The sequence below is a fragment of the Nocardia sp. NPDC004278 genome, assembly GCF_053602975.1.
The window spans coordinates 138,272-159,438 of sequence record NZ_JBSGEQ010000022.1 but is presented as its reverse complement, the minus strand read 5'-3'; the positions used below and the strand labels follow the sequence as shown (position 1 = coordinate 159,438).

14 protein-coding genes are annotated in these 21,167 nt (G+C 66.5%); 8 read left to right on the top strand and 6 right to left on the bottom strand.

The genetic code is table 11. From position 1 onward, the window contains the following. A partial coding sequence (locus ACWEO2_RS29420; protein ID WP_452408291.1) for an SDR family NAD(P)-dependent oxidoreductase occupies window positions 1-7,305 on the top strand: 7,305 nt, incomplete at its 5' end. 45 nt (window positions 7,306-7,350) lie between these two features. Here the strand turns inward: ACWEO2_RS29420 and ACWEO2_RS29415 are convergent. Further along, entirely contained in the window at window positions 7,351-8,109 is a 759-nt protein-coding gene (locus ACWEO2_RS29415; protein WP_452408290.1) for a thioesterase II family protein, read from the bottom strand. 28 nt (window positions 8,110-8,137) lie between these two features. Further along, window positions 8,138-9,007 (bottom strand): class I SAM-dependent methyltransferase, encoded by an 870-nt coding sequence (locus tag ACWEO2_RS29410; RefSeq protein ID WP_452408289.1) that lies wholly within the window; start codon window positions 9,005-9,007, stop codon window positions 8,138-8,140. A 112-nt stretch (window positions 9,008-9,119) separates the two neighbouring features. Here ACWEO2_RS29410 and ACWEO2_RS29405 point away from each other — a divergent pair, with 112 nt between their 5' ends. From ACWEO2_RS29405 to ACWEO2_RS29395, 3 genes are all read left to right on the top strand, one after another. Next, window positions 9,120-10,457 carry a cytochrome P450 gene (locus ACWEO2_RS29405; protein WP_452408288.1) on the top strand — a complete coding sequence of 446 codons (1,338 nt, stop codon included), beginning with the start codon at window positions 9,120-9,122 and terminating at the stop codon, window positions 10,455-10,457. A gap of 278 nt (window positions 10,458-10,735) precedes the next feature. Continuing rightward, window positions 10,736-11,431 carry a type 1 glutamine amidotransferase domain-containing protein gene (locus ACWEO2_RS29400; RefSeq protein ID WP_452408287.1) on the top strand — a complete coding sequence of 232 codons (696 nt, stop codon included), beginning with the start codon at window positions 10,736-10,738 and terminating at the stop codon, window positions 11,429-11,431. A 2-nt stretch (window positions 11,432-11,433) separates the two neighbouring features. Further along, the gene (locus ACWEO2_RS29395) at window positions 11,434-12,024 is read left to right on the top strand and encodes a TetR/AcrR family transcriptional regulator (protein WP_452408286.1); all 591 of its coding nucleotides are present in this window, start codon (window positions 11,434-11,436) and stop codon (window positions 12,022-12,024) included. On the opposite strand, the gene ACWEO2_RS29390 is transcribed toward ACWEO2_RS29395, so the two are convergent. From ACWEO2_RS29390 to ACWEO2_RS29380, 3 genes are read right to left on the bottom strand one after another with little or no spacing between them, the layout of a single operon-like run. Next, window positions 11,991-13,127 (bottom strand): FAD-binding oxidoreductase, encoded by a 1,137-nt coding sequence (locus ACWEO2_RS29390; protein ID WP_452408285.1) that lies wholly within the window; start codon window positions 13,125-13,127, stop codon window positions 11,991-11,993. The two genes, ACWEO2_RS29395 and ACWEO2_RS29390, sit on opposite strands and share 34 nt — an antisense overlap. Before the next feature lie 14 nt (window positions 13,128-13,141). Next, window positions 13,142-14,626 carry a phytoene desaturase family protein gene (locus tag ACWEO2_RS29385; protein ID WP_452408284.1) on the bottom strand — a complete coding sequence of 495 codons (1,485 nt, stop codon included), beginning with the start codon at window positions 14,624-14,626 and terminating at the stop codon, window positions 13,142-13,144. After that, window positions 14,623-15,039 carry a nuclear transport factor 2 family protein gene (locus ACWEO2_RS29380; RefSeq protein ID WP_452408283.1) on the bottom strand — a complete coding sequence of 139 codons (417 nt, stop codon included), beginning with the start codon at window positions 15,037-15,039 and terminating at the stop codon, window positions 14,623-14,625. The genes ACWEO2_RS29385 and ACWEO2_RS29380 overlap by 4 nt, the downstream gene beginning before the upstream one ends. A 121-nt stretch (window positions 15,040-15,160) precedes the next feature. On the opposite strand from ACWEO2_RS29380, the gene ACWEO2_RS29375 reads away from it, so the two are divergent. Beyond that, window positions 15,161-15,727: a PadR family transcriptional regulator gene (locus ACWEO2_RS29375; RefSeq protein WP_452408282.1), complete on the top strand. Its 567-nt coding sequence runs from the start codon at window positions 15,161-15,163 to the stop codon at window positions 15,725-15,727. Window positions 15,728-15,843: 116 nt separating this feature from the next. On the opposite strand, the gene ACWEO2_RS29370 is transcribed toward ACWEO2_RS29375, so the two are convergent. Further along, complete coding sequence (locus ACWEO2_RS29370; RefSeq protein ID WP_452408281.1) at window positions 15,844-16,488, bottom strand: hypothetical protein; 645 nt, start codon at window positions 16,486-16,488, stop codon at window positions 15,844-15,846. A 235-nt stretch (window positions 16,489-16,723) separates the two neighbouring features. Between ACWEO2_RS29370 and ACWEO2_RS29365 the strand changes: the two genes are divergently transcribed. From ACWEO2_RS29365 to ACWEO2_RS29355, 3 genes are read left to right on the top strand one after another with little or no spacing between them, the layout of a single operon-like run. After that, a complete protein-coding gene (locus ACWEO2_RS29365; protein ID WP_452408299.1) occupies window positions 16,724-17,428 on the top strand; it encodes a response regulator transcription factor in 705 nt (234 codons plus the stop codon). After that, on the top strand, window positions 17,406-19,073 hold the full coding sequence (locus tag ACWEO2_RS29360; RefSeq protein ID WP_452408280.1) for a sensor histidine kinase: 1,668 nt from the start codon (window positions 17,406-17,408) through the stop codon (window positions 19,071-19,073). The genes ACWEO2_RS29365 and ACWEO2_RS29360 overlap by 23 nt, the downstream gene beginning before the upstream one ends. Continuing rightward, window positions 19,070-21,124: an ArnT family glycosyltransferase gene (locus ACWEO2_RS29355; RefSeq protein WP_452408279.1), complete on the top strand. Its 2,055-nt coding sequence runs from the start codon at window positions 19,070-19,072 to the stop codon at window positions 21,122-21,124. The genes ACWEO2_RS29360 and ACWEO2_RS29355 overlap by 4 nt, the downstream gene beginning before the upstream one ends. Window positions 21,125-21,167: the final 43 nt, after the last annotated feature.

Here is a 21,167-nt window from a genome sequence, read left to right as displayed (position 1 = left end):
TTCGGTGAGTCGGTGTTGGTGGTTCGGACCAGTGGTGCGGTTTCGGTTGCCGGGGAAGATATTACGAACTTGGCCGGTGCGGCTGTGGGTGGTCTGGTTCGTTCCGCCCAGGCGGAGAGTCCTGGCCGGATCGTGTTGCTCGACACCGATTCCCACGATGCCGGTGCCGAATCCGGTGGGTTGTTGGGTGGGATTGTGGCTGCGGAGGAACCTCAGGTGGCCGTGCGCGGTGGGCAGGTATACAGAGCGCGACTCGCCCGAGTCGTCTCCACTACTGCGACCGCTCCGGCGACCGATGCCTTCGAACCCGACGACACTGTTCTGATCACCGGTGCCAGCGGCTATCTGGGTGGGTTGTTCGCCCGGCACCTGGTGAACGCATATGGTGTGCGGCGTCTGTTGCTGTTGAGTCGGCGCGGTGAATCTGCTTCCGGTGCTGCGGAGCTACGCGCAGAGTTGCAGGGTCTCGGTGCCGAGGTCGGCTTCGTGGCTTGTGATGTTGCCGATCGTGGTGCGCTTGCGCAGGTGCTGGCCGAGGTGCCTGTCGGTCACCCGTTGACCGGTGTGTTCCATATGGCTGGTGTGCTCGATGATGGTGCGATCGCGTCGTTGACGCCGGATCGGTTGGATGCGGTGTTGGGGCCCAAGGTTGATGCTGCTCTGCATCTGCATGAGTTGACCGTGGATCTGCCGTTGAAGGCGTTCGTGCTGTTCAGTTCGGTGGCTGGTGCGTTCGGTAACCCTGGTCAAGGTAACTATGCCGCGGCCAATGCGTGTTTGGATGCGCTGGCGGCACATCGCAGGGCATCCGGGCTCTGCGGTCAGTCTTTCGCGTGGGGTTTGTGGAGCGTGGGTGGGGGTATGGCCGCGGAGCTCAGCGACCGGGACCGTCACCGCATGTCTCGCTCGGGCATGCTGCCGCTCTCGGAGGAAGAAGGCCTCGCGCTGTTCGATGCGGCTACCGGGATCGACGCGGCGGCCCCTGTGCTTGCTCGTCTGGACCTGGATGCCATGCGCAGCTCCGGGTTCGCCGCGCCCGCACTGTTTTCCGCGCTGATCCCGCATCGCCGCAAAGCAGCCTCCGGAGCCGCCACGGCGCTTCGCGCTCGGTTGGCGAACACTCCCGAGAGCGAGCGTTTCGGTGTGCTCGTGGATATCGTGCGTGGTCAGGTCGCGGCGATTCTGGGACATCAGGACGTCAACGCGATTGCGGCCGATAAGGCCTTCAACGAGTTGGGCTTCGATTCGATCACCGCTATCGAGTTCCGCAATGCCCTCAAAACCGTGACGGGCCTGCACCTCCCCGCGACCCTGGTGTTCGACTATCCGACACCACAGGCTTTGGCGAAGTATCTGGCCGATGAGTTCGCGGGCACCAGTCGGGATGTCGTGGTCACTGCCAGCAGAGCTGTTGACGACGACCCGATCGTGGTGGTCGGAATGGCCTGCCGTTATCCCGGCGGGGTCACTTCACCTGAGGAGCTCTGGGAACTGGTCCGTAACGGTGGCGATGCGATATCGATGCTCCCGGTCGACCGTGGCTGGGATATCGAGGGCATCTATGATCCGGAACCTGGTCGGGTGGGCAAGTCCTACACCCGGGAAGGTGGGTTCCTGCATACCGCTGCCGATTTCGATGCGGACTTCTTCGGGATCAGCCCGAACGAGGCCACGGGGATGGATCCGCAACAGCGGCAACTCTTGGAAACGACGTGGGAGGCGCTGGAGCGCGCCGGTGTGGATCCGGCGGTGTTGCGCGGCAGTTCGACCGGGGTGTTCGCCGGTGTGATGTACCACGATTACGCGCAGGGGAGCGGCGGCAACGCAACCGGCAGTTTGGTGTCGGGTCGGATCGCCTACACGCTGGGGTTGGAAGGCCCAGCAGTATCGGTGGATACGGCGTGCTCGTCGTCATTGGTGGCAATGCATTTGGCCGCGCAGTCGTTGCGGTCGGGTGAGTGTGATCTGGCATTGGCCGGTGGTGTGGCAGTGATGGCGACGCCGGAGACGTTTGTGGAGTTCAGCAGGCAGCGGGGTTTGTCGCCGGACGGTCGGTGTAAGTCCTTCGCCGACACGGCCGATGGTGTCGGCTGGGCCGAAGGTGCCGGTGTGCTGGTGTTGGAGCGTTTGTCCGACGCCCGCCGCAACGGTCATCAGGTTTTGGCGGTGATGGCTGGTTCGGCGGTGAATCAGGATGGTGCGTCGAATGGTTTGACCGCGCCGAATGGTCCGTCGCAGCGGCGGGTGATCCGCCAAGCCTTGGCGAATGCGGGGGTGTCCCCGGTCGAGGTCGATGCGGTCGAAGCTCACGGCACGGGAACCACGTTGGGTGATCCGATCGAAGCCCAAGCGCTGCTGGCGACGTACGGGCAGGACCGTGATGCGGAACGTCCGCTGTGGCTGGGGTCGTTGAAGTCCAACATCGGTCATTCCCAAGCTGCCGCGGGTGTGGGTGGTGTGATCAAGATGGTGATGGCGATGCGCCATGGCGTGCTGCCTCGAACGCTGCATGTCGATCAGCCCTCGACGAAGGTCGATTGGTCCGAGGGGCATGTGCGGTTGTTGACCGAGGAGGTGTCGTGGCCGGTGGTTGATCGGCCGCGTCGTGTCGGTGTGTCCTCGTTCGGTATCAGCGGGACCAACGCACACGTCATCCTGGAGCAGCCCCCGGCCGTGGAGTCGGTGCCGGTGGTGAAGACCGACCCGGTGGGTGGGGTGCTGCCGTGGGTGGTTTCGGCACGCAGTGCTGCGGCTCTTGCCGGTCAGGCTGCCCGCCTGGCATCTCATGTGGCCGACCACGACCTCGACCCGACCGATGTCGGTTTCTCGCTGGCCAGCACACGTGCTGTGTTCAACCATCGCGCTGTTGTCCTGGGCGATGATCGCGACGGTGTCCTCGCGGGAGTACGGGCGCTGGCCGGGGGCGTGCCGGCTCCCGGTGTGGTGACCGGTCGCGTGGTATCGGGTTCGACAGGTGTGGTGTTTTCCGGTCAGGGTGCGCAGTGGGCGGGCATGGCTACTGAGCTGCGTGGTGCGTATCCGGTGTTCGCCGAGCATTTCGACGCAATCGTTGCCGAATTGGATCCGCTACTGGGGCAATCGGTTTCGTTGAGTGTGGCGTTGGCCGACGGTGATCTGGTCGATCGGACGGTGTTCGCGCAGGCGGGTTTGTTCGCGTTCGAGGTGGCGTTGTTCCGGTTGCTGGAATCGTGGGGTGTGCGTGCGGATGTGGTGGCGGGTCATTCGATCGGTGAGGTTGCTGCCGCCCATGTAGCCGGAGTGATGTCCTTGGTGGATGCGTGTGTGTTGGTGGCCGCGCGCGGCCGGTTGATGCAGGCGCTGCCTGCCGGTGGCGCGATGGTCGCTGTGGGTGCCTCGGAAGCCGATGTGCTGCCGTTGCTGGGTGGTGAGGTGTCGATCGCGGTGGTCAACGGCCTATCGTCGGTGGTGCTCTCCGGTGTCGAAGACGCGGTCCTGGCCATTGTCCAGGCGTGCATCGAGCGTGGTTGGCGGACGCATCGGTTGCGGATCTCGCATGCCTCCCATTCGGCGTTGATGGAGCCGATGCTGGCCGAATTCGCTTCGGCGATCGAGGGTTTGACGTTCACCCGCCCGAGCCTCGCATTGGTATCCACGGTGACCGGTGCCCGGATCGAGCACGAAATGATCGACCCGTCGTATTGGGTCGGGAATATCCGCAAGACAGTGCGATTCGCCGACGCTGTCACCACGATGGCGGATATGGGTGTGACCCGGTTCGCCGAGGTCGGCCCCGATGCGGTTCTGACCCCGATGATCGCTCAAACTCTCGACACCGCAACCGCAATCGCGCTGGCCAGACGCGACAACGCCGACCCCACGACTTTGCTGACCGGACTCGCCCGGCTATACGTCGCAGGCACGACAGTGGACTGGACGGCGTACCACGCCGGTAGCGGAGCAGTGAAAATAGATCTACCGACATACAGCTTCCAGCGCCGCCGCTTCTGGGTCGCGGGCCAACTGCACACCGGGGAGGCACACGCACTCGGTCTGCGGTCCACCGAACATCCCATGCTGGGCGCGGTGGTGGCGCAGCCGGAGAGCGGGGGTGTCCGATTCACCGGCCGCCTGTCCACGGCCACCCATCCCTGGCTGGCCGATCATGACGTGCTCGGTACCGTGCTGCTGCCCGGCACCGGATTCGTCGAGCTGGCCATCCACGCCGGAGACCAGGTCGACTGTCCGGAACTGGAGGAACTCACGCTGCTGGCGCCACTCGTGCTCCAGGGGCACGGCGGTGTACAGATCCAGGTGATCGTCGGTGACGGAGATGAGACCGGTCGCCGCCGGCTCGACATCTACTCGCGCAAGGATGATGACGATCCGTCGGTCCCGTGGACGCACCATGCGGAAGGCGCTGTGCGCCCGAGCCGGGAGACCGACGAAGCGGAAAGCTGGGCCGACTTCGCGCAGTGGCCACCGGTCGGTACCACGCAGGTGCTGCTGGCCGGCGCCTACGACGAACTCGCCGACAATGGGTACAACTACGGGCCTGCCTTCCAAGGTTTGGAAGCCCTCTGGCGCCGCGGCGAGGATCTCTTCGCCGAGGTTTCCCTGCCCGAGCAGACCGCTACCCAAGGCTATGGTGTCCATCCCGCATTGCTCGATGCGGCGATGCACGCACTGGCCTTCAGCCATCCGCAGGGCGTGGACGAGGACGCCGAGCGTCCGATCCTCGTACCATTCACCTGGTCTTCGGTGCGTTTGCACAGCGACGGCGCCCGGCGGGTTCGGGTTCGGTTGACCTCTCCGAAGGCGGGGACAGTCACCCTGACCATGGCCGATTCCGGTGGCGCGCCCATGCTTTCGGTGCAGTCCCTCGCAGTGCGCCCGCTGTCCCTCGAACTGCTCGCGGCCGCATCCCAGTCCGCACATGATGCGCTGTTCGAGGTCATTTGGCGGCCCGGTCCGGAGCTGCACTCCGTTGCGGGAGTCTCCTGGGCCGAGTGGGGCGCGGCGGAGTCGGCCTCGGTCCTCCTCTTCCGGCCCCCGCTCGACGGCGGTGAAGTGCCGGTCCGGCTGCGCACAGCTCTGCATCGCACGCTCGGCGTCATCCAGGAGTTCGCGCGCGACGAACGCTACGCCGCAAGCACTCTCGCCGTGATCACCGACAGCACGGCCGACCCGGCCGCGGCTGCGGTGTGGGGTCTGGTGCGCGCGGCGCAGGCGGAGAACTCGGGGCGGCTCGTGCTCATCGAGGCTCCCGCAGCGACAACGGCGGATCACCTGGTAGCAGCAGCGCTGACGGGCGAGCCGGAACTGAATGTCCATGCGGATGGGACGCGGGTGCCGCGGCTCATCCGCGCCGCGTCACCAGAATCGGAGCGGCCGACCCCCTGGGATCCCGAGCGGACTGTATTGATCACCGGTGGTACCGGCGGAGTCGGTCGCTATCTCGCCGAGCACCTGGTGCGCGAGCACGGTGTGCGACACCTGCTGTTGGTCGGCCGACGTGGACCAGCCGCCGCCGCGGATCTCATCGAGAAACTCAACGCTCTCGGCGCCGAGGTGCGCGTAGCCGCCTGCGATGTCGGAGACCGTGCAGCGCTGCGGGACCTGCTTGCCTCGATACCCGCGGAGCATCCGTTGGGTGGGATCGTCCACGCGGCGGGGGTTACCCACAACGGGCTGGTCGACAACTTGACGCCGGAGCAGATCGACTACTGCCTCGGTGCCAAGGCCGACGCCGCCTGGTACCTGCACGAGCTCACCAGTGCGGCCGGGCTGTCCGCCTTCGTGATGATCTCCTCGGTGGCAGGCTTGGTACCGCCCCCGGGTCAGGGCGGCTATGCAGCCGCCAACATGTTCCTCGATGCGCTCGCGGCCCACCGTCACGCCGAAGGCATGCCGGCCACCTCGCTCGCCTATGGCCTGTGGGAGTCCGACACCGGACTGACTCAGCGGCTCAGCCAGGCCGATCGGCAGCGTATGCGCCGCAGCGGTGTGCCGCCACTGGCTGCCGCCAAGGCGCTCGAGCTGTTCGACGCGGCATTGTCCACGGACCGTCCGGTACACGTACCGGTCGAGATCGACCTTGCCGCGTTGCGTGCTCTGGACGCGGTGCCCCCGCTGCTCAGCGACTTGGTCAAGCGGACCGGGCGTCGGCAGAGCACCGGAACACAGGATGTGGGGGCGCTTCGCAGACGACTGGCACAACTGTCCGAGTCCGAACAGGAACAGTGGCTCCGGACGCACGTCCTCGAGAACGTGGCGAGACTGCTGGGACACGAGAGCACTGAGGCACTCGACCCCGAGCGGGACTTCCTCGAATCGGGGTTCGACTCACTGGCCGCCATGGAGTTGCGCACCGCCCTCAGCGCTTCCACCGGCCTGACGCTGCCGACCGCCGCGATCTTCGATCACAAGACGCCGGCGGCACTGGCCCGATACCTGCAGAAGGAGCTCACCGCAGACTCACGAACCGACCATGAACCCGATGGTGCGGACGACTCGTTGTACGGGATGTTCCGTGGCGCGGTAGCGTCCGGCCAGGCCGGCAAGGGTTTCGCTTTGTTGCGGGCGGCGGCGGAGTTGCGTGAGCAGTTCTCCTCGGCCCACGAACTGGACCGAGTGCCGGTGCCCATTCGGCTCGCCGCGGGCTCCACCCTGCCACGCATCATTTGCCTCGCGCCGCCGCTGGCCACCGGCGGCGCACATCAGTACGCCCGGATCGCATCGCATTTGCGAACTGCCCGTGACGTTTTGGCGCTGCCGCCGATCGGTTGTCGGACGGGTGAGCCACTGCCGACGACGCCGACGGCGGCCGCGGAAGCCGTGACGCGCTCCGTCCTCGAGGCGGCGCAGGGAGATCCGTTCGTTCTGGTCGGATACTCCTCGGGCGGACTGCTGGCCTACCTCGTCACCGAGCACCTGGAAGCCGCTGGTGGCCCAACGCCCGACGGCGTGGTCCTGTTGGACACTTACAACGTCCACTACGACGGCGAATGGCTGCTTCGGGCGATGGCTGAACGCATGGTGTCGGCGGAGGCTACATTCGGTCGCTTCGACCAGGCCCGGCTGACCGGCATGGGCCGGTATGTGCAGTTCCTACAGGAGATGGTGCCCGGCTCCGTCGCCACGCCGACGTTGTTCATCCAGTGCGCCCAGAACTTCCTGGGGAGTTCATCGGATCGGGTGAACTGGCAGGCCGAACCGTGGGATTCGACGCATACCGTTGTTTCGGTACCGGCTGATCACTTCACGATCCTGGAGGACGGTTCAGTGGATGTCGCCGAAGCGATCGAGGGCTGGCTCGAGAGCTAGGAACAATGACCGGGTGGGCGCCATGCTCACCCGGTCATTGTGGCCCTAGCCCGACAGCGCTCGAGCGCAATGATCGCGGATCAACTGTCCTATCGGACGGCAATTCGCATCGATGAAGAAGTGGCCGCCCGGAAATGATTTCGCGAAGAAGCTTCCAGAGGTGTGCGAGCCCCATACCTCGATCTCCGCGAAACTGGCATCGGGGTCACGATCGCCGACAATTGCGACGATGGGGCTGCTGACCATCGCCTCCGGACTGCACTCGTAGGTCTCGATGGCTCGGTAGTCGTTCCGGACGATCGAGAGGATCAGCTCTCGAAATTCGGGATCCTCGAGCAACGCCGATGGGGTACCGCCGAACCGGACCAGTTGCTCAGCGAGTTCTCGATCGCCCAGCAGGTGCACTCGCAGCTCAGGTGGCGCCGCCGAAGGTGCGCGCCGACCGGAGGCGAACAGGATCTTCGGGCTCGCTCCCACCTCGTGCTCGAGCCGTCGGCATGCCTCGAAAGCCACGACAGATCCCATACTGTGCCCGAACAAGGAGAAATCCTGGGCATCCCCGACTGCTGCTACCAGCTCGGGCAGCAGGCCGTCGACGAGGTCTGAAATATTCCCGACGAGCGGTTCCCGTCTTCTATCTTGTCGCCCCGGGTATTGGACAGCGAGAACCTCATACTCTGACCCCACGCCTTCGGCCAATCGTCCGAAAGACATGGCGGATCCGCCGGCGTGCGGAAAGCAGACCAGTTTATGAGATCCGTTCCCCGGCGCAGGGGACAGGCGACGTAGCCAGCTATTACCCATAGGGTGGAGAGCCTTTCGTTTACGCGAGCTAGAGGCTCGATGGTGTGTGCTCGAGCCGCACCACCGCACTCCAAGGCCTCGACGAATTTTCGATCGGCTTGCGGGGATCCGGCTGTGGGAAGAGCATGATCGGCTTCATGAACCAGGGCAGCCGGTTGAACCGGTGTGCCGCCGAGACCAGAGGTTCCACGTCGTCGGCCGTCCAGCCGAGGGCGGCGAAGAAGCCGAGCGGATCGACCGGACCGAACTGCCATGGTGCGTTGGCCAGCAGTTCGGTGGTGGCCTTGCCCATTCGCTTCACAACCGCCTGGTTATTGACATCCAGTGCCCACCAAGCGATTTCAGGACGAGCCAGCGCGGCGGCCAAGCCGACGACATCGTCGTCGCTGAGGTAGTAGACCAGACCCTCGGTGAGCACCAGTGCCCGCTGTGCACCCGCGAGGGCCCCGTCCAGGAACTGCTGCCGCGCCTCGGGATCGGCGAGATCCACCGCCGTGCGGGTGAGTGCGCAGCGCGGCGACTCCCCGGCCAGCAGCTTGTTCTTCTCGGCGACCAATTCGGGGAGATCGGCCTCTATCCAAGGGAATTCGGCGGACAGCTCCAGCCGGTACGGGCGGGTATCCATACCCGCGGCCATATTGACCACCAGATCGCAGCCCTGCGCGACGGTCTTCAGGATCAGGTCGTCGATGAGCTTGGTCCGGGCGACCAGGCTCCAGCCATTGCGCATCAAGCGCGGCGCGCGGGCGGCTATGGCGTGGCCCCGCTCCCCGGCGACCCGGTCGGCGAGGGGATCGTGGAAGAGGGCATCGGGGCGCGCGGATTCGGCGGCCCGGTAGGCGGCCACCCAGCGGGCGGTGTCGGAAACATTGGTAACTAGTTCAGCGGTCTCGGCCACCAATGCAGTCTTGCACAGCAAAACGAAAAAGATAATTATGAGCCACGCGTATTTCAGAACTCTCGCAACGCCACGTACTGTGATGTTTTCGCCATTGCACACAGGGGTTTTGATGAACGCACGGTACGCGGTCAGGTGGGCAGCCGAGCACGGGGTGCCGCGGCTGGCATTGCGCGCGCAGCGCCGCTTGGGCGACCCGTTCGCCCGGCTGCTCAGTGGCGCGGAAGGCCGCAGCGATCCGTATTCGCTGATCGATCAGCTGCGTGGGACCGGCAGCGTGCATACCGGCCCGGTTGGCTACGCGACCTTCGATTACCGGCTGTGCCGGGAGATCCTGCGCGACAGAAGATTCGGCGCGCGCACTCCGATCGACCCCGCCGTGCCCGGCCCGCTGCGCCGCAATGCCGAGCGAGTCGTGTTGCCGCCCAACTTGACCGAGGCGCCATCGATGTTGATGCTCGACCCACCGGAGCACAGCCGGATGCGCAAGCCGGTCGCCTCCGCGTTCACCCCGCGCGCCGTCGCCCGGTTGGGCGACCGGGTGCGTGCGGTCACCACCGAACTACTCGACGCCATGTCCGCGCGCGGATCGGCCGACCTGATCGGCGATTTCGCCGCGCAGGTCCCCATTGCCATCATCGCCGAGATGCTCGGTTTCCCCGCTGCCGACCGCGAGCTGTTCCTGCGCTGGGGTGATGTGGTCACTCCGCTGCTGGACGTCGGGATCTCCCGGCGGACGCACGGACGCGCGATAGCCGCGACGGCGGCGATGAATGGTTATCTCGCCGCCCACATCGAGAAATTGCGCCGCGAACCCCGCGAGAACATCTTCAGCGTCCTGGTGTCCTCGGGCGATCTGAGCACCACCGAGCTGATTGCCAACGCGAACCTGCTGATGGCCGCTGGCTTCGAGACCACGGTGAACGTGATCGGCAACGCGATCCCGCTCCTGTTTTCCCACCCCGACCAGCTCGACCTCTTGCGCGCCGAGCCGCAGCGCTGGCCCGGCGCGATCGAGGAGGTGCTGCGGTTCGACCCGCCGGTGCAGATAGCCGCTCGCCGAGTCCTGGAACCGGTGGATCTCGGTGCGGGCGTTCACCTTCAGCCAGGAAAGTCGATCATCGTGTCCCTGGCAGGCGCCAACCGCGATCCCGCGCACTTCCCCGACCCGCATCGATTCGACATCGCCCGGACCAACGCCAAGGAGCACCTCTCGTTCGGCTCCGGCATCCACGCGTGCATCGGCGCGAGCCTGGCCAGGCTGGAAGCGGCACACGCGCTACCTGCCCTGTTCGAACGCTTCCCCGACCTGCGCCTCGATGGCGAACCCAGCCGCCGCGGCCTGTCCACCCTGCGCGGTTACCAGCACATGCCGGCTCGACTGGGTCGACCGGCGGGGGCGCGGGCTGTCCCGTCCATGGCATCCGGCGACCGCGTACCCGGCAGCTGACAGCTGGGACGGGCGCTCGGCTCTTCCAGCGATACCGGGGTCTGGACCCATTGTCGGCGGCCGGTGGACATCCGGTGCCGAGCCATCGGAATTTCGATGTCTCGAATAGCCGATTCTATTGGTCAACCTTGATCGGGCGGGTCTACCTTCGACCATGTCGCCGCTGCCGAATCGAGCACAGAATGTCAGCTCATCCACTGCGTGGAGGACTCGAACCAGCGCGACGGCAACTCGGAGAGCGAGCCCGCTGCCCGGGCTCAGAACGACGGAGACAACCCATGTCGAAGATCCTTTTCGTGATGACCGGCGTCGACTACTGGACGCTGGCCGATGGCACCGAGCACCCGACCGGCTTCTGGGCCGAGGAGTTCGTTGTGCCCTTCCAGGCGCTGAAGGCCGCGGGTCACGAGATCGTGGTGGCCACCCCCGGCGGCGTAGTGCCGACGGTGGACAAGGGCAGCCTCGCGCCCGAGGCCAACGGCGGTCAGGAGATCGCCGACCAGCGGGCGGGCGTGCTCGCCACCAGCACCGAGCTGAACAACCCGAGCAAACTGGCGGAGGCCGACCTCGCCGACTACGACGCGGTGTTCTACCCCGGTGGCCACGGCCCGATGGAAGATCTCGCCGTCGATGCCACCTCCGGCGAATTGCTCAGCGCCGCACTGGATTCCGGTAAGCCGCTGGCCGTGGTGTGCCACGCGCCCGCCGCGCTGCTCGCCGCGACCAAGGCCGACGGCAGCAATGCCTTCGCCGGTTACGCCCTGACCGGATTCACCAATGTCGAAGAGACGCAGGCGGGTTTCGCCGATAAGGCCAAATGGCTGCTGCAGGACCGGCTGGTCGAGATCGGCGCCGATTTCCGCGAGGCCGATCCGTGGACCCCGAATGTGGTGGTCGACCGCAACCTGATCACGGGCCAGAATCCGGCGTCCTCGGCCGGTGTCGCCGAAGAACTGCTGAAGAAGCTGTCCTGATCATGGCCCCCGACCGGCTCGCGGAGGTGCTCGACGCGACCTATGCGTGCCTGACCCGCTACGGGGTGCGGCGCACCACGGTCGACGACATCGCCGCCACCATGGGGGTGTCCCGGTCGGCGGTCTATCAATATGTCCGCAGTAAGGACGATGCCGTCCGGCGGCTCGCCGAACGCCTGCACACTCGGGCGCTCGCGCGGGCCGAGACCGCCGCTACCACGGAAAGTCCTGCGGCCCAACGCATTCGCGGGGTATTGGCGGCCAAACTAGAGCTGGTGCTGCAACTGAAGGGCGATTCTGCGCACGGGACCGAATTGCTCGACCACAAGGCACGCCTGTTCGGCGATATCTGCACCGCATTCACCACCGACCTGCGCGAACTGCTGGTCGGACTGTTCACCACGGCGGGCACCGTCGAGCAGGTGTCGCCCGCGGCGGCCGCCGATATCTGTATCGCCATGGTGATCGGTCTGGAATCCGCGCCCCGGGCCCGGCGGCTGTTCGACCCCGCCGTTACCGCACTGCTCGGCGGGTTGCTCGCGGCACCAGGCGGGTCGGGTCAGATATCTATCTCGACGTCGGTGAGCGGGTAGGCGACGCAGGAATGGGTGTAGCCGAACCGGCTGTCGGACAGGCGCAGTCGCGCTTCCTCGGCATTGTGGATCTCGCCCTTGCAGATCCGCACGCGGCACAGGCTGCACTCGCCGGATCGGCAGGCGGCCTCGGGCCGGATGCCCTGATCTTCCAACGCGTCCAGCAACGGTCGGTTGCGTGGTGTGCGGAACGAGGTGGCGCCCACGGTGACGGTCACTTCTTCGGTCGCATCGAGTCCGGCGGGCCAGTGTGGTTGTGCGGTGGGGTCGGCGGGCGCGCCATTGGCCTCGAAGCGAATCCGGCGGCGGCGCTGTCCCAGCGACATGAGTTGTTGCAGCGCATAGGGATACAGCGCCTGCGGACCGCATACGTACACCATCCGATCGCGCAGTTCACCGACCAGCGCGGTGATCGTCTCGGCGGTCAGGAATCCGGTCCGTCCGTGCCAGCCGGGATTCGGTTCGGCGATCACGTAATCGACGCGGATATTCGGGTGCGCGGCGGCGATCGTGTCGAGTTCGCCGCGGAAGATGATGTCATCGGCCGACCGTGAGCCGTAGACGAGGTGGAAGCCACGGCCCAGCCCATTGTCGACGATATCGCGAATCATGCTCAGCGCCGGGGCGACTCCCGATCCACCCGCCAGGAACACCACGTCATCGCCATGGAAGAGCGGATTGTGGTGGAAGGTGCCCAGCGGACCGGTGGTGCTGAGGCGGTGTCCGATCTCGATGGTGTCGATGAGCAGATTGCTGATCCGGCCGCCGGGTACCCGGCGCACGGTCAGGTCGTAGTGGTCGAGTCGGGCCGGGCTGGAGGAAATCGCAAACGGCCTGCTGGTGCCGTCGATGAAGACGTTGACGTACTGTCCGGCCAGGAATGGCGGGAGTGGAACCGAATCGGCCGCCGCGATCCGGAAGGTCTTGCTGGTGGCGGTTTCCGCCATCACGTCGGTGACCACCACCCGCAACCGCTTGGGGTGGTATGCATCGACGGTCCGGTGGGTTTCGTCGTGATAGTCGCGGGCGTCGGGTGTGCGTGCGGCGATCTCGGCGAGGATTTCGGCGGTGCCGCCGAAGCGGTCGGCGAGTGGGTGTGTCACGAAAGATGCTCCCTTCAGGCGGCTTTGGTGCGAAGCAGGCGGCGGGCGACGCGGGCACCGGCTTCGAGGGTGGGCTGGAAGCCGCCGATGCCAGCCCAGGATCCGGCCAGATGCAGTCCGGGGACGTGGGTCCGGCGCTCGCTGTTGCGGAACAGCCAGCTCTCGGTGGCGTCCTGGTCATAGCCGTAGATGGCGCCGCCTGGGTGGCCGAGGTAGCGCATCATTGTCAAAGGTGTTGCGACATCGACCTCTTCGATGGCGTCGCGGATGCCGGGTGTGATGTGTTCGACCACATCGAGCAGGGTCTCGGCATAGGCGAATTTGGTCCTCGCGTAGTCCTGCGGCGCGATGTTGTCCCATGCGTCGGCGTACTGCAGGGTCATCAGGCTGATATGGGTCGCGCCGGATGGGGCGAAGCCGATGGGAGCGACGTCGTAGGAGGAGACGCAGACCCCGCGTGCTGGTTCGAGCGTGTGCCAGGAGGCCTGGGTGCGGTCGTCATCGGCGTCGCGATTGATGAAGCTCGTGCTGGCGGTGAAGCCCAATTCCGCTGGGGTGGCGGCCAATCCCATATGCAGTACGAAGCCGGAGACGCCGATGCGGCGGCTGGCGAGATCATCGCGGACGGCCGCCGGCACGATATCGCCGAGCATCGCGTAGGTGACCGGCAGCGAAGCATTCGAGACGATATCGGGCGCGGTGACCTCCTGCCCGTCCTCCAGCCGGACGCCGATGGCCCGGCCCGCCTCGGTGCGGATGGCGTCGACGGCGGTATTGAACCGGACCTCACCGCCCGCGCGCAGGAACGAATCCAGAATGGCGGTCGACATGGCCTGGGATCCGCCGCGCACATGCCACGGCTTGAATTCGAAATAGGCGAACAGCGTCAGCGCCAGATCCTGGAAGGGCAGCTTCGACGGCGGCTGGCCGAGGTAGGTCCAATAGATACCGAGCGCGCACTTGAGCGCTTCGTCTTCGAAGTACTCATCCAGCACCTGCCGAAGGGGGCGCAGCCCGTAGGTGAACAGCGTCGGATCGATCTCCTCGGCGGGCATGCCGCGCTTGGCTGCGATCTGCCAGAAGGCGACCGCCTTGACCAGATCGAAGAAGGCACGAGCCCGAGATCCATTGCCGGGGAACGCTTCTTCGATCGTCGTGATGGCGCCCTCCCAGTCCGCGGGCAGTGTCAGGTCGAGCTGCCCGGGAATCACCGCCCGGTACAGGTCGTGTTCCTGCACGAATTCCAGCTTGTCGGCGATATCGAGCTGCCGGAACAGGCCCTCGCGCAAGGAGACCGGCTGCCCCTCGACACCCACCCCGGACAGCTGGTGCAGTGCGACCTCGAATTCGAAGCGCCCGCGCCGAAACGAAGTACCGCAGCCGCCCGGGATATTGTGGCGCTCCACCAGCAGCGTGCGCGCGCCCGCCCGCTGCAGCGTGGCGGCCGCGGTCAGACCGGCATTGCCCGCGCCGATCACAATGGCGTCGAAATCGCTCATGCGTCTGCGCCTTTCGGCCGCGTGGCGGCGTAGGCTTCGGTTTGGATCTGCTCGAATTGCGCGCCCATCGCCTCGGCCAGTGCAGTCGCCGCCGAGAGCGGGCGCACCATCACCATGAAGTCATCGATCTTGCCGTCGGCGTCGAAGTGCAGGAAGTCGCAGCCGGTGAGCTGCTTGCCATTGACCTTCGCCTCGAAGACGAACGCGTGATCGCGCCCGTTCGGGTCGGCGATCTCGCGCACGTAGTGGAAGTCCTCGAATACTCGCAGGACGCCGCGCAGGATCGCGGCGGTGATCGCTTTACCCGGATAGGGCTTGAACGCGACCGGGCTGGTGAATACGACATTGTCGGCCAGCAGCGCCTCGATGGCGGCCGCGTCGCGGGTCTCGACGGCCGTGCGGAAGGGGTGCATCTCTCACCTTCATACTCAATTTGTTGACTATTTGGCTCAAAGATTAGCGAGGAACAGGCACGAGTGTCCATAGCTGAGTAGACAATATTTTGAATAATCGCCGAGGTGATAACCTGACCCGATGGCATTACGCAATGCGGTGCTGGCCGCGCTCATCGAAGGGGAGGCCTCCGGCTACGACCTGGCCAAGGGCTTCGACGCGTCGGTAGCCAACTTCTGGATGGCCACTCCGCAGCAGCTGTATCGCGAACTCGACCGGATGGCCGAGGAAGGGCTGATCCGAACGCGGGTCGTGCAGCAGGAGCGCAGGCCGAACAAACGATTGCACTCGCTCACCGAGGCGGGGTGGGCAGCCTTGCGCGCCTTTACCGCCGAGGAGCCGAAGCCCACGGCCATCCGGGACGAGCTGATGGTCAAGGTGCAGGCGGTGGATGTCGGCGACGGGGCGGCCGTGCGCGCCGCGATCGCCGAGCGCAAACAGTGGGCCGCGGCGAAATTGGCCCGCTACGAACGACTTCGGACGCGGCTGCTCGACGGCCGCACCGAACAGGCATATCTGCTGGAGGCCGACCATATCGGCCCATATCTCACGCTGATGCGCGGTGTGTCCTTCGAACAGGAGAACATCCGCTGGGCGGAACTGGCGCTCGCCGTTATCGACCGACGACTCGGCGCGGCGCAGTCCTAGTCCGGCGGCCGGGGGCAGCCTTACCTCCGCTTTCGCGGCGAATATCGCGGCTAGGGGTGGTTGGTGCTCGAGCCCTGCCGCGCCGCTGCCGGACCGGCGGGCGGGCTTCCAACGGCTCAGCTGCCTGGGCGGGTGGGCGGACCGTCCATGGGCCTGCCCATACCGGATCCGTTCAGGCCGTTGGTGCTGCCGCCGGGGCCGCCGCCCTGTGGGCCGGGGCCACCGTTCATGCCGTTCGGTGCGCCGGTGCTCGTGCCGACGGCGGTCGCAGTATTGGTGCCGTCGGTCTGGGTGCCCCGAATGGTCACGGTGTCACCGACTTTCACGCTGGTCGTGCCGGTGGTGGTTGCGGTGATGGTGTAGGTCTGGGTGTAGTCGTCGGCGCTCTTGGCGGTGACGGATGTGCTGGAAAGCGCGGTGATGGTGCCGGTTTGGGTCAGTTCGGTGCGATAGCCGCCATTGCCGTCGGAGACGACGACCTGGCCGTGCAGCGGCGGGCCGGTCATGGCACCGCCGGGACCGGCGCCGATCTGGCCGGGCTGGCCGTTCATGCTCATCCCCGGTCCGCCGGGGCCTTGGTTGCCACCGTTGTCACTGGACGACGCCGCATAGATGATGCCGCCGCCCGCCGCGGCGATCACACCGGCGATACCCACGGCGGCCAGGGTCTTTCGGGTCGACCAGCCGGTTGAGGACGGGGGAGTCGGCGCGCCCCAGGTCGGGTCCTGGTCGGGCGGGGGCTGGTGGATGAGGGTGGTCATGCTGGGTGCTCCTCTGCGGTGACGGCCGGTGCGCGCCGGTCCGGGTAGTCCTGGTCGGGGTCAACCGTCGTCGGCGAAATTAGGTGCGAGCTGTGGGCGAGGTCAGGATCGGCTATGTCCGATTCGGCGCACAGCAAGTTCACAGCCGGGCCATAGCCGCTGCCGAGCCACCGCCCGGAGTATGAGGCCCATGTCCACGATGACCTCTGGAAACAGCCCGGCCAACCGGACTGCCATGCGGCGCGCCGACGGCAGTCCGATCAATGTGCTCGTCGTCGATGACGAACCGGTCCTGGCCGAGATGTTGTCGATGGCGCTGCGATACGAGGGCTGGGAGGTCGGCACGGCCGGTGATGGGCGCACGGCGGTAACCAGGGCGCGCGAGACCAGGCCGGATGTGGCGGTGCTCGATGTGATGCTGCCCGATATGACCGGACTCGAGGTGCTCGGCAAGCTGCGCGCGCAGGTTCCGCATCTGCCGGTGCTCTTGCTGACCGCGAAGGATTCGGTGGAGGACCGGATCGCGGGGCTCACCGCGGGCGGTGACGACTACGTCACCAAGCCGTTCAGCATCGAAGAGGTGGTGCTGCGGTTGCGGGCGCTGCTGCGCCGCACCGGGGTGGCGAGCGAGAACGGCGGCGCCCAGATCGTGGTCGGTGATCTGGTTCTCGACGAGGACAGCTATGAGGTCACCCGGGCCGGTACCCCGATTGTGTTGACGGCCACCGAATTCGAACTGCTCCGGTTCTTCATGCGCAACCCGCGGCGGGTGTTGAGCAAGGTGCAGATTCTGGATCGGGTCTGGAGTTACGACTTCGGCGGCCGGTCCAATATCGTCGAGCTCTACGTGTCGTACCTGCGCAAGAAGATCGATAGCGGTCGGGCGCCGATGATCCATACCCTGCGCGGAGCCGGATATGTCCTCAAGCCCGCGGGCTGAGGTGCGCCGCCTGCGGTCGCCGCGACGGTGGTCGCTGCGGGCCAGGCTGCTGGTCGGGCAGGCGCTGCTCCTGGTGACCGTGGTGGTCGGCATCGGCGCCGCGACCGAGTTCGCGCTGCAACAGTTCATGGTGCATCAACTCGATACCCAGCTGATCGATGTGCAGAAGCGCTCACTCGGCGATTCCGGTGGCGGTCCCAGCCTGGGGCCGCCGCCCGGTGGGTCTTCCGGTAACCAGTCCGCACCCCCGCCCCCGCCGCCGCATCCGCAGAGCACCGGACCGGGGCCGGAATTCCTCGACCGGCGCGGCATCCAGCCCGATGCCGTGGGTGCGATCGTCGATCGGGGCACGGTCACCGCCGCGGGCCGGATCGGCAGCGACGGCATACAGGACGCGCTATCGGATGCCGCCCGCCGACAGCTTGCCGCGGTGGCGGCCAACGGCAGGGCGAGCACCGTCGATATCGACGGTGCGGGCCGCTATCGCGTGATCGCAGACCGGACCTGGCAGGGCACAACGGTGGTCACCGGGCTGCCATTGGCATCCGTGGACGAGACGCTCATGCGGGTGTTGTGGGTGCTGGTGATCGTTACCGTGATCGTGCTGGTGTTCGCGGTCACGGTGGGTATCTGGCTGATTCGCCGCGCGCTGGCGCCGCTGGACCGGGTCGCGGCCACCGCCGCGCGCGTGGCCGATCTGCAGTTGGATCGCGGGGAGGTCACCCTGCCGGTGCGGGTGCCACGAGACGATGCCGATCCGCATACCGAGGTGGGGCAGCTCGGCTCGGCCGTCAACCGGATGCTGGATCACATCACTGGCGCGCTCTCGGCCCGACACGCCAGTGAGACGCGGGTCCGGCAATTCCTCGCCGACGCCAGCCATGAACTGCGCACTCCGCTCGCCGCCATTCGCGGCTATGCCGAACTGGCGCAACGCAAACGGGCGGAGGTACCCGGTGAGGTGGCCAATGCAATGGGCCGGGTGGACTCCGCGGCCCGGCGGATGTCGGCGCTGGTCGAGGACATGCTGTTGCTCGCTCGGCTGGATTCCGGCCGCCCGCTCGAACACGAGGCGGTCGATCTGACCCAGCTCACCGTGGACGCGGTGAGCGACGCACATGTCGCCGGACCAGAGCAGCAGTGGGATCTCGACCTGCCCGACGAACCCGTGGTAATCGTCGGCGACGCCGCCCGATTGCATCAGGTGCTGACCAACCTGCTGGCCAATGCCCGGGTCCATACCGGTCCGGGGACCACGGTCGTCACGGCGCTGGCCTTCGATGGCGACGGCGGTGCGGTGCTGCGGGTCGTCGACGACGGGCCCGGCATTCCAGAAGCGTTGCAGCCGGAGATCTTTCAGCGATTCGCCCGCGGCGATACGTCGCGCTCGCGGCGCGCGGGGAGTTCCGGACTCGGTCTGGCGATCGTGGCCGCGGTGGTGAAGGCACACGGCGGTGCGATCACGGTGGACAGCATGCCGGGCCGCACCGAATTCACCGTGCGGTTGCCCGCAGATCCGGCGGCGATCAGCACCCGACCTCCGATCGATGGGCTCACGGCGGGCAACAGCGCCCAGCCCGCACAGACAGTGCACAGCAATCGCAAATATCGGACCCACGTCCGCAGATCAGGATCGGAAATATGACTACCGCTACCGAAGCGCCCGTATGGCGCGCCGACCGCGCCGAGCCGGATGGCTCGATACGGCAGCAAACCCGATGGACCCGACTGCTCTTCGGCTCCCGCGACCAGCCCCGCTGGGCCCGTCCCGGCCTGTGGACACTGCTGGCGGTGACCGCCGTCCTCTATCTGTGGGGGCTGAGCCGATCGGGCTGGGCCAATGAGTTCTACGCGGCAGCCGTGCAGGCGGGCACCCAGAACTGGAAGGCGCTGCTCTTCGGTTCGCTCGACGCCGGTAATGCCATCACCGTCGACAAACCGCCGGCCGCGCTGTGGGTCATGGGGTTGTCGGGGCGGTTGCTCGGATTCAGTTCCTTCTCGATGCTGCTGCCGCAGGCGCTGATGGGTGTGGCATCGGTCGGGCTGGTGTACGGTGCGGTCCGGCGCTGGAACGGTCCGGCCGCAGGATTGCTCGCCGGGGCCACACTGGCGCTGACTCCTGTTGCGGCACTGATGTTCCGGTTCAACAATCCGGACGCATTGCTGGTGCTGCTGCTGGTCGCGGCGGCCTATTGCACGGTGCGCGCCACCGAGCGCGGCAGCGGACGATGGCTCGCATTCGCCGGTGTCGCGGTGGGCTTCGGCTTTCTCACCAAAATGATGCAGGCGTTCCTGGTGCTGCCAGCACTCGGCCTGGTGTTCCTCGTCGCCGCGCCGATCACCTGCTGGCGCCGAATCGGCAAGCTGGTCGGCGCTTTCGCGGCCATGGTGATCTCGGGTGGCTGGTTCGTCGCACTGGTCAGCTTGTGGCCGAGTGATTCTCGGCCGTATATCGGTGGATCGACCGACAACAGCCTGCTCGAACTCGCGCTGGGCTACAACGGCCTCGGCCGGGTACTCGGCGGATCCGGCAACGGTGGTGGCCCGGGTGGTGGTCCGGGTGGTGGTGCCAACACCGGTTTCGGTGGCAGCATCGGCATTACGCGGCTGTTCGGGGATTCGATGGGAACCGAGATCTCCTGGCTGCTGCCCGCCGCGCTGATCGGTCTGATCGCGGGCCTATGGTTCACCCGCCGCACGCCGCGCACCGGGCGGACCCGTGCCGCCCTGCTGCTGTGGGGTGGTTGGCTGCTGGCGACCGGCGTCGTATTCAGCTACATGCAGGGCACGATGCACCCCTACTACACCGTGGCCTTGGCGCCCGCGATCGCCGCACTGGTGGCGGTCTCGGTGACCGAGCTGTGGCGGGGCAGGCGATTCCGGACGGCGCGCATCGCGCTCGGTGTCATACTCGCGACGACCGCCGTCTGGAACTTCATCCTGCTCGACCGCACACCCGACTGGTATCCGGCCTTGCGCTGGATCGTGTTGATCGGATCGATCGTGATCGCCGCGATCGTGATTGTCGGCGCCCACCAACTCGGCAGGTCGACCGCGGTGGTCGCCATCGCCGGTTTGCTGTCCGGACTGGCCGGAACCGCGGCGTACACCATCGACACCGCGGCGACATCGCACAACGGTTCGATCCCGACCTCGGGGCCGAATAGCGGTCGCGGAATGAGTGGCGGACCGGGCGGCCCCATGGACGGCGGCGATTTGGCGCCCGCCCGAGCCGAATCGACCACGGCTGGAACAACTTCCGATGCCGCAACACCAGGAAGCAACGATGCCGATGGGTTCCGCCCGGGTGACGGCGGCGGACCTGGCGGCTCGACGGCGAACAACACGGCGCTGCAACAGCTGCTGAAGAACACCGACAATCGTTGGGGCGCGGCAACAGTGGGCGCCCAATCGGCAGGCAGTCTCGAATTGTCCACCGGCACTTCGGTCATGGCCATCGGCGGCTTCACCGGCGGCGACAACTCGCCCACCTTGGCCCAGTTCCAGCAGTACGTCGCCAATGGCGAGATCCACTACTTCATCGCGGGCGGCATGGGCGCTCCGGGCGGCGGCATGGGCCCGGGCGGCGGATCGGGCAGTGCCAGCGAAATCACCGCATGGGTCAAGGCCAACTTCACTGCGATAACCGTCGGCACGACCACGGTCTACGACCTCAGCCTGCCGCTCACGTCCTGAGCATCGGCCGTATTGTACTGCGGCGCAATCGCTTCCGCCGAAA